This is a genomic window from Proteobacteria bacterium CG1_02_64_396 (genome assembly GCA_001872725.1).
Lineage (GTDB): Bacteria > Pseudomonadota > MNWR01 > CG1-02-64-396 > CG1-02-64-396 > CG1-02-64-396.
On the sequence record MNWR01000064.1, the window covers coordinates 1 to 8,527 of the forward strand.

The 8,527-nt window shown below is 68.9% G+C and carries 6 protein-coding genes; 5 read left to right on the forward strand and 1 reads right to left on the reverse strand.

Annotated elements, in window-relative coordinates:
- Window positions 1–194: 194 nt before the first annotated feature.
- From AUJ55_07350 to AUJ55_07370, 5 genes are all read left to right on the forward strand, one after another.
- Entirely contained in the window at window positions 195–1,133 is a 939-nt protein-coding gene (locus AUJ55_07350; protein ID OIO56925.1) for a hypothetical protein, read from the forward strand.
- A 600-nt stretch (window positions 1,134–1,733) separates the two neighbouring features.
- Window positions 1,734–3,917: a hypothetical protein gene (locus tag AUJ55_07355; GenBank protein OIO56926.1), complete on the forward strand. Its 2,184-nt coding sequence runs from the start codon at window positions 1,734–1,736 to the stop codon at window positions 3,915–3,917.
- Window positions 3,914–4,552, forward strand: coding sequence for a DNA-binding response regulator (locus AUJ55_07360; protein ID OIO56927.1), 639 nt, complete (start codon window positions 3,914–3,916; stop codon window positions 4,550–4,552). The genes AUJ55_07355 and AUJ55_07360 overlap by 4 nt, the downstream gene beginning before the upstream one ends.
- Before the next feature lie 125 nt (window positions 4,553–4,677).
- Window positions 4,678–6,831, forward strand: coding sequence for a hypothetical protein (locus tag AUJ55_07365; GenBank protein OIO56928.1), 2,154 nt, complete (start codon window positions 4,678–4,680; stop codon window positions 6,829–6,831).
- A gap of 10 nt (window positions 6,832–6,841) precedes the next feature.
- The gene (locus tag AUJ55_07370; GenBank protein OIO56929.1) at window positions 6,842–7,486 is read left to right on the forward strand and encodes a hypothetical protein; all 645 of its coding nucleotides are present in this window, start codon (window positions 6,842–6,844) and stop codon (window positions 7,484–7,486) included.
- A gap of 28 nt (window positions 7,487–7,514) precedes the next feature.
- Here AUJ55_07370 and AUJ55_07375 read toward each other — a convergent pair whose 3' ends face one another.
- Window positions 7,515–8,462: a hypothetical protein gene (locus AUJ55_07375; protein ID OIO56930.1), complete on the reverse strand. Its 948-nt coding sequence runs from the start codon at window positions 8,460–8,462 to the stop codon at window positions 7,515–7,517.
- Window positions 8,463–8,527 lie beyond the last annotated feature (65 nt).

Sequence of the window (8,527 nt, forward strand, 5' to 3'; positions counted from 1 at the left end):
CCCCGCCCCACCCCCCGTTCTCGGGGGGGGCGCGCCCCACATCCACCGTGACGGCCTGCACATCCCCCCCCATTCAGGGGGTGGCCCCCAATGGGCGCACCCCTAATCTGCGCACGCCACATCCCCCACCCCTCCGGTCGTCTCGGGCCCACCCCGAAAGGCCGGTTTGCTCCACCCATCCCCCTGGAGTTGCCATGTCCGTCGTGCGCACCACCCTGATCGCCAGTGCCCTGAGTTTGACCGCCGTCCTGCCCGCCCAGGCGGTGCAGTACAGACAACTGCCCGCCGAACCGCTGATCGGTTACCTCGGCCTCGGCGGCGGCGTCGACATCGTTTCCCCCAAAGACAAGGGGAGCGCCCCTTATTCGCAGAGCTCATCCACCTTGAACGGCAACCTCTCGGTGGTGGCGATGGGCGATCTGCTGCTGCCCGCCCTGCTGGGTTTCACCGGATCGATTGAAATCGGGGGGATGAACCTGGCCAAGTACGACGAAACCATGACCACCGGCCCCAAACCAACGCGGCACATCAAGCTGGAGGGGGGTGGGGTCTTCTTCCTCTACGACGACGAAAGCGCCACCACCACCGACATCGTTCTGGACTCCTCTACCTTTGGAAACACCACGACCACCACCTACCTGCCCGGCATCCCCGCCGTCCAACGCTCCCTCTTCGGGGTGCGGGGCGGGGTTTATATTGCCCAAGACGACTACCAACAGAGGGTGGACGATTTCACCTACGCCATGCCTGGCGGCACCCTGCTCCAATACGCCAACGCCAACCTGAAATTCAATGGGGTCTACGCGGGCATCACCTACATTTCGAGCCTGGCCTCGGCCATCGAGGTCACCGACTCCTCTTACGGCGGCACCTACGAAAAACGTGAACTCAGCCAGTTCTACGTCGACCTCATCATGGGCAGCGTCACCCGAGACATGGCGCCGGTCTCCTCCCTTTCGTCGGCGCAGCAGGCGGCATTGGAAAACGGCATGAAGACCGAAAAAACCGGCTGGCGGGTCGGCTTCCGCCAAGAGGGTGGGGTCATGGCCCAGGACCTCCAGTTCGGCAAGCGGCCCGGCTACCCCAACAACTGGTACCTGGCTTACAACCTCGCCTTGGGGGTCGGATTCTAAGGTCGGCCCTCCCTGGTTCGGCGACAGGGTCGCCTCCTACAAAAGCCCACCCCGTAGGAGCGGACCCCGTCCGCGAACCGGCGAAGCAAAGCGCTTCGGCGACAGGGTCGCCTCCTACACCCCCCCTGGTTCGGCGACGGGGTCGCCTCCTACAAAAGCTCCCGCCTCGTAGGAGCGGACCCCGTCCGCGAACCGGCGGGGCAAAGCGGTTCGGCGACGGGGTCGCCTCCTACAAAAGCTCCCGCCCCGTAGGAGCGGACCCCGTCCGCGAACCGGCGAAGCAAAGCGGTTCGGCGACAGGGTCGCCTCCTACAAAAGCCCCCACCCGTAGGAGCGGACCCCGTCCGCGAACCGGCGGTGCACAGCGCTTCGGCTACACCCCCTCCCTGGTTCGGCGACGGGGTCGCCTCCTACAAAAGCTCCCGCCCCGTAGGAGCGGACCCCGTCCGCGAACCAGCGGAGAACGGCGCATCGGCCCACCCCCACGAACGAGGGGGTATGCCCCCCGCCTCTGGGCTACCATCATCTCCCCCTGCATGCTGCCCGGTCGGTCCCGCTCCCCGCCGCCCGCAATCCCCTTTCGCACCCAGGAGCCTCGCCATGGCCCCAACCGTGCTGCGCCCCCTGCACACCGCCTCCCCCCCCGCTTTTCTGGCGACAGCGGCCACCCTGGTTTTGGCGATCACCGCTGCCGCTCTGTTGCTGTTGCTCCAGCAACCTTGGCTCGGCCTGACCCTGACGCCGGGCGAGACAGGACTGCGCGTCGAGGCGGTCGATCCCGCCTCCCCCTGGCGGGGGGCGGTCGACCCGGGGCAGGAGATCGTGGCCCTGGGCGCTCCTGGCCAAACCCCCTTCGCGCTTGAGCCTGGCGATCTGGTGGAGGAGCCCGATCAACTCCCCTCCTCGGTCGAGGAGCACCGCTTCTTCACCCGGCAGGGGGCGATCCACACCCTGCTTCTGGCCCCCGAACCGACCCTGGTTATGGCCGACGGCCGAACCCTCGCCGCCACCCCCCTGCCCCATCGTCCCCTGGATTCGATCCCGGTCACCGGCTGGTTTCAGTGGGTGGTGGCGATGGCGACCGCCCTGCTCGGCCTGGGGGTACTCGCCTTTCGGCGTGCCTCGGCCGCCGCCTGGCTCTACGGCGTCAGCGGGGTGGCGCTGGCGCTGGCCTCCTGGTCGGCAGGGATCTACTCCAGCCGTGAGCTGGCGCTGGATGGCGCGACCTTCCACGCTCTGTCGATCCTCAATCATCTGGGGGCGGTGGGGCTTTATGCCCCGGCGATCCTAGGGCTGTTCACGATCTACCCGATCCCCCTGGTCCCCCGCCGCTGGCTGCTGGCCCTGTTCCTTCTTTTTCTCGGCATTTGGGCCGCCGAATCGGTCGCGTGGATTCAGGACAACGCCCTGGCGATCCACCTGCCGACCCTGGCCACCACCCTGACCGTCTTCCTTCTGGCGGGGTGGCAGTGGCGGGCGACCCGCACCGCCCCCCTGGAGCGGGCGGCCCTGAAGTGGATCGTCCTGACCTACGTGCTGGGGACCGCCCTGTTCATCGGCCTGATCGCCCTGCCGGGGGTACTCGGGGTCGCTCCGCCCCTCGATCAGGGCAGCGCCTTTCTTTTCTTCCTCTACGGTTTTGCCGGATTGGCGGCGGGGGTCGGCAGGCTGCGACTGTTCGAACTCGACTCCTGGTGGCCCCGCATCTGGAGCTGGCTTCTGGGGGGGGCGATGGTGGTGGGGCTCGACATCCTCTTCGTCGTGGCGCTGGAGCTGCCCGGCGAATGGGGGTTGTGGCTCGCCCTGGGGCTTTCGGGCTGGCTCTATTTCCCGCTGCGCCAACGGCTGTGGCGCTATTGGGTCGCCACCCCCCGGCAACGGCTGGAGGCCCACCTGCCCGAGCTGGTCCGCGCCGTTGCCTCGGCCCCCGATGCCGAGGCGATGGCCACGGCTTGGCGGCAACTGCTGGAGCACATGTTCCGCCCCCTGCACCTGACCCCCAGCCACGACCCGGTCGAGCACCCCCGGCTTGACGCCGACGGGATTGCCATGACGGTCCCCGGCCTGACCCCCGGTACCGCCTTGAACCTGGCCCTGCCCGACCGGGGGCAGCGACTGTTTCATCCCAGCGACCCGACCCTGGCCGAGGCGGCCTTGACCCTGGCGCGCCAAGCCTTTGCGGCCCGCCGGGCCCAGGACGAGGGGATGCGCCAGGAGCGCAGCCGCATCACCCGGGAACTGCACGACGGTCTGGGGGGAACCCTGCTGGCGATCATGCACGGCAGCGAACACCCCGAGGAGGGGGCGCTGGCCCGCAAAGCCTGGGGGGAGCTGCGGGAGATCATGGCGGCCCTGGAGGGAACCCCCCGCCCCTTGAACGTCGCGGCCAACGATTGGCTCGGCGATCTGCGTGTGGTGGTCACCGCAACCCAAGCCCGGTTGGAGGTGCACACCGACACCGGCGGCAACCCCCTGCTCGGCCCCACCGTGCAGCTCCACGCCCGGCGCATCCTGGCCGAGGGGGTGGCCAACGCCCTGCGCCACGGCGGCGCGACCCTCATCCAGGTCGGGATCGCCGTCGCGGGTCAGACCCTGCACCTGACGGTCGACAACGACGGCACCGCCCCGCCCCCCGAGCTGTGGAGCCGGGGCCGGGGGATGCACCATATTCTGCGGCGGGCCCAAAGCCTGGGGGGCAACGCCCAGTGGCACGCACGCACCCCCTCGGGCGCCCGCATGGAGGCGTGGCTGCCGTTGTCCCATCCTCAGGAGTCCCCGTCATGAAACACGCCCTGATCGTTGAGGACATCCCCGAAACCCGGACCTGGATGGGCAGGATCCTGGCGCTCGCCTTCCCCGGCATCGCAGTGCGCGCCGCCGCCACCCTGGAGGGGGCGCGGCGTCTGCTCGACGACCCCCTCGATCTGGCCCTGATCGACCTCAACCTCCCCGACGGTTTCGGGGCCGAGTTCATCGTCGAGGTGAAGGGCCGTTTTCCCGCAGCGGTCTGCGTGGTCGCCACCACCTTCGACGACGACGAACACCTGTTCCCCTCGTTGCAGGCGGGGGCCGACGGCTACCTGCTCAAGGACATGACGGTCGAGCAGATCCAAAACCTGCTGCTCGGAATCCAACGCGGGATCCCCCCCCTCTCCCCCGCGGTCGCCCGGCGGCTGCTCGGCCACTTCCGCGCCCCCCTCCCCACCGTCCCCTCCCGCCCTGAACTGACCCCCCGGGAGCAGGAGACCCTGGCCTTGATTGCCAAGGGGTTGAGCATCAAAGAGGCGGCGGCGATTTTGGACTTGAGCCAACACACGGTCGGGGGGTACGTGAAGGAGATCTACCGCAAACTGGGGATCGGCTCCCGAGCCGAAGCGGCACTGGAGGCCAGCCGCATGGGGTTGTTCGCCAAGGATTGACCCCGCCGTACAACGCGGTCGCGGCGCCCCCTCACACTTCTTTACAGTGAGTCGCCACACCCCAAGAATGGCCCCGTTCCGCATCCCGCCACGGATGGGCCCACGCTTGGCGCCCCGAGATTGCCATGACGTCCCATTCTCTCCCCCCTTTAAAAATCCTGGTCTGGGGTTGCGCCCTGGCGCTGCTGGCCTTGATCGGCGCCGTCGTCCTGGCGCTGGCCCCCCCACGACTCAACCTCCCCCTTGCCGTTGCGCAGAATGAGGTGGTGCTGGCCGCGCCGCTGGTCGCCGGAGCCGGCGACCGACCGATCCCGGCGGGGACGGCGGTGACCGCTCTGGGCGCCGACGACCTCCCCCCCCTTGAAATCACCCCCTTCGACCTGACCGAGGAGCCCGACACCCTGGAGAGCTGGGCGCGTTACAACCGCTTCCTGGCCCGACAGTCGCAGCTCCTCGCCCGGATGCAGGGGGGGCACCCCACCCTGTATGGGGCGGGATTCGATCCGCTGCCGCTGCACCCAACCCCCGCCCACCTCGCCGACCTGCCCCCCCTGTTCTGGGTGCAGTCTTTGAGCGGGGTGATCGGTTTTTTGCTTGGCTTGACGGTCTGGGCCTTTCGCCGCGAACTCGCACCGGCCCAGGCCTACATGATCGTGGGGATCGGCTTCCTCATTGCGGCCCTGCCCGCCGCCGTCTACGGCAGCCGGGAGCTGGCGCTCGACGGCGCGGTGTTCCGTGTGCTCTCCAGCCTCAACCACCTGGGATCGATCCTCTTCGCCGGGGCCTTGATGGGGCTGTTCTGGATCTACCCCACCGAGATTCGGGGGGGACGCCGGGCGATGCCGATCATCCTGGGCACTCTGGGGCTGTTCTGGGTCGCCGAAAACCTGCAATGGAGCGGCGGCATTGGCGACTGGAACGGCGTCATGATGCTCCCCATGCTCGGCATCCTCGTGCTCGCCGCCCTGCAATACCGGCGCAGCCGGGGGGAGCCGGTGCAGCGGGCGATCCTCAAATGGCTGGCCCTGAGCGCCATCGCCGGTACCGGCATCTTCTCGATCCTGGCGATCATCCCCGCCTACTTCGGTCTGCCCCCCCTGGTCGGCTCCCAGGCCTCGTTGTTCGCCTTCCTGTTGCTGGTCCACCTGGGGTTGGCGGCGGGGGTGGTCCGCTTTCGTCTGTTCAACCTCGACCGTTGGATGTGGAACGTCTGGAGCTGGCTGATCGGCGGTGCTGCGGTGGTGATGATCGACCTGCTTCTGCTCCAGGTGCTGGCGCTCTCCCAAACCCTGTCGCTGTGGATCGCCCTGGCGCTGGCGGGGTGGCTCTACTTCCCGCTGCGGCAATGGCTATGGCGGCGCCTGATGTTGCGGGGCGACGCTGCCCCCCCCTTGCCTCAACTGGTTGAGGCGGTGGCCAAGGCCGACAACGCCGCCGCCATGGCCGCCGGCTGGCAGGCGCTGCTGCGCCAGATTTTCCAGCCGCTGCACCTGACCGTGCTCGCCGCTCCGACCACCCACGTCGCCCTAGCCGGGGACGGCCTGGCGCTGCACATCCCCGGTCTGGGCGAAGGCGAGGGGCTAAGGCTGGAATACGCCCACGGCGGGCGCAGGCTGTTCTGGCCCGAGGATGTGAAAACCGCAGAATCGCTGCTGGCGTTGGCCCAGAACGCCTATGGCATCCAGGCCGCCCAGGACGCCGGGGCGCTCGCCGAGCGTCAGCGGCTGACCCGAGAACTCCACGACGGGCTGGGGGGCAAGATGCTGGCGATGTTGCACCGGGCCCAAAACCAGGAGGACGAGCAGCTCGCCCGGGGCGCTTGGCATGAACTGCGGGGGATCATCGCCGCCCTGGAGGGCAAACCCCGTCCGCTTGAAGAGCTGGCGGCGTTGTGGCGGCGCGATCTGGGCGACACGGTGGAGGGGGCGGGGGTCGCGTTCGACTGGCATTTCGAGGGGGGGGAGGCGGTGCTGACCCCGATTCAGCAACTGCACACCCGCCGCCTGCTGGAGGAGGCGGTCGCCAACGCCCTGCGCCATGCCGATCCTTCGTGGGTGGCGGTCGTCGTGGCGCTACGGGAGGGGTGGCTGCACCTGAGCGTGGCCAACGACGGCCTGGCACCCCCCCCCGAGGGGTGGCAAGTCGGAAGGGGAACCACCCACATGCGGGGCCGGGTCGCCGATTTGGGGGGGGAGATCGTCTGGCAGGGACGGCCCGGAGGGGGAACGCTGGTGACGGCCCGCTGGCCGCTGCCCTCCTCGGCGGCGGCGCCCCCATGAGGAGGCCGGATTGAAACGGGTATTAATCGTCGAAGACATCGCCGACACCCGCGCTTGGTTGCGCGGGATCGTCGCCGAGGTCTTTGTTGAGGCGGCCATCGTCGAGGCGGCCAATCTGGCCGCTGCCGACACGGCGTCCGACCGGGAATCCTTCGATCTGCTGCTGTGCGACCTGAACCTGCCCGACGGTTTCGGGGCCGACTTCATTGCCCGCTTCAAACCGCGCCATCCCCAGGCGCTGTGCGTGGTCGCCACCACCTTCGACGACGACGAACACCTCTTCCCCGCCCTGCAAGCGGGGGCCGACGGTTACCTGCTCAAGGGATTGCCCCGGTCGCAGATCGCCGGGCTCCTTCAAGGCATCACCAACGGCCAGCCCCCCCTCTCCCCCAGCATCGCCCGGCGGCTGATGGAATACTTCAAACCCGCCGTCCCCCCCACCCCCCCCGAATGCCTCGAACTGACCCCCCGCGAGCGCGAAACCCTGCTGCTGATCGCCAAAGGGTTGAGCCTGAAAGAGGTCGCCCGGCTGCTGAACATCAGCCAGCACACCGTCGGGGGGTATGTGAAAGAGGTCTACCGCAAACTGGGGATCTGCTCCCGGGCCGAGGCGGCGCTGGAGGCCAGTCGCATGGGGTTGTTTCGCGGGGATTAAGACGGGGTTTCGAGGGGCGCGCCGCCCCTCAAGACGAGGCCCCCTCCTCGGCGGGGGTCAGAGCCTCGGGGGGCGGCTCGGCGGGGGCGGGCACGGCGTCGGGCGCGGGGGGCGAGCGGCGCCCCACCAACACGCAGGCGACCACGATGACCGCCGCCGCCACATCCCCAAGGTGGATCGTCTCCCCCAATAGCGCTGCGGCGGCCAAAATGGTGAGAAAAGGCTGGAGCAGTTGCAGTTGACCAACCCGACCGATCCCCCCCAACGCCAGCCCTTGGTACCACACCACAAACGCCAGATACATGCTCACCACCCCGACGTAGGCAAACCCGGCCCAACTCGACCACGGAACCGCAGACCACACGGCGGGCGCGGTTTGCAGCGCCGGAAGCAACAGCAGGGGGGCCGAGAGCAGCAGCGCCCAACTGATGGTCTGCCACGCCCCCAACGTCCGAGCCAGACGTGCCCCCTCGGCGTAGCCGAATCCGGCGGCCAACACCGCCCCCAAGAGCAGCAGATCGCCGCTGTGCAACGCCGTCTGCCCCCCCGAGAGCGAAAAACCGGCAATGGTGAGGCTGCCGATCAGGGTCGAGATCCAGAACAGGGGGCGGGGGCGCTCCCCGGCCAGCCAGGCGCCGAACAGCGCAGTGGCCAGCGGCAGCAACCCCACCACCACCGCCCCATGGGATGCCGGCACCAGGGTCATCGCCCAGGTCGAAAGCAGGGGGAACCCCACCACCACCCCCAGGGCCACCCCAGCCAGGCGCAGCCACTGACCGGGGCTGGGCAGCCGCGACCGGGTCGCCAGCAACACCCCACCCGCCAAAAGGGCCGCCACCACCGCCCGCCCCAATCCCACAAACACAGGATCGAGCCCCGCCACCGCCATGCGGGTGGCCGGTAGGGTCAGGCTGAAACCGAGCACGCCGAGTAGGCCGTAGACAAGACTGCGATGGTGGGGCGACAGGCGATTCATGGGGGCGGTTCTCACAAGGGGCGACGGTGGTGTCGCGGGGGGAAGGGTGCGGCAGAACCGGGGGG

Bases quoted from the DNA above. Each gene is read 5' to 3' on its own strand.
- AUJ55_07355 (OIO56926.1), top strand. From the start codon at position 1,734: ATGGCCCCAACCGTGCTGCGCCCCCTGCACACCGCCTCCCCCCCCGCT.
- AUJ55_07375 (OIO56930.1), bottom strand. From the start codon at position 8,462: ATGAATCGCCTGTCGCCCCACCATCGCAGTCTTGTCTACGGCCTACTC.
- AUJ55_07360 (OIO56927.1), top strand. From the start codon at position 3,914: ATGAAACACGCCCTGATCGTTGAGGACATCCCCGAAACCCGGACCTGG.
- AUJ55_07365 (OIO56928.1), top strand. From the start codon at position 4,678: ATGACGTCCCATTCTCTCCCCCCTTTAAAAATCCTGGTCTGGGGTTGC.
- AUJ55_07350 (OIO56925.1), top strand. From the start codon at position 195: ATGTCCGTCGTGCGCACCACCCTGATCGCCAGTGCCCTGAGTTTGACC.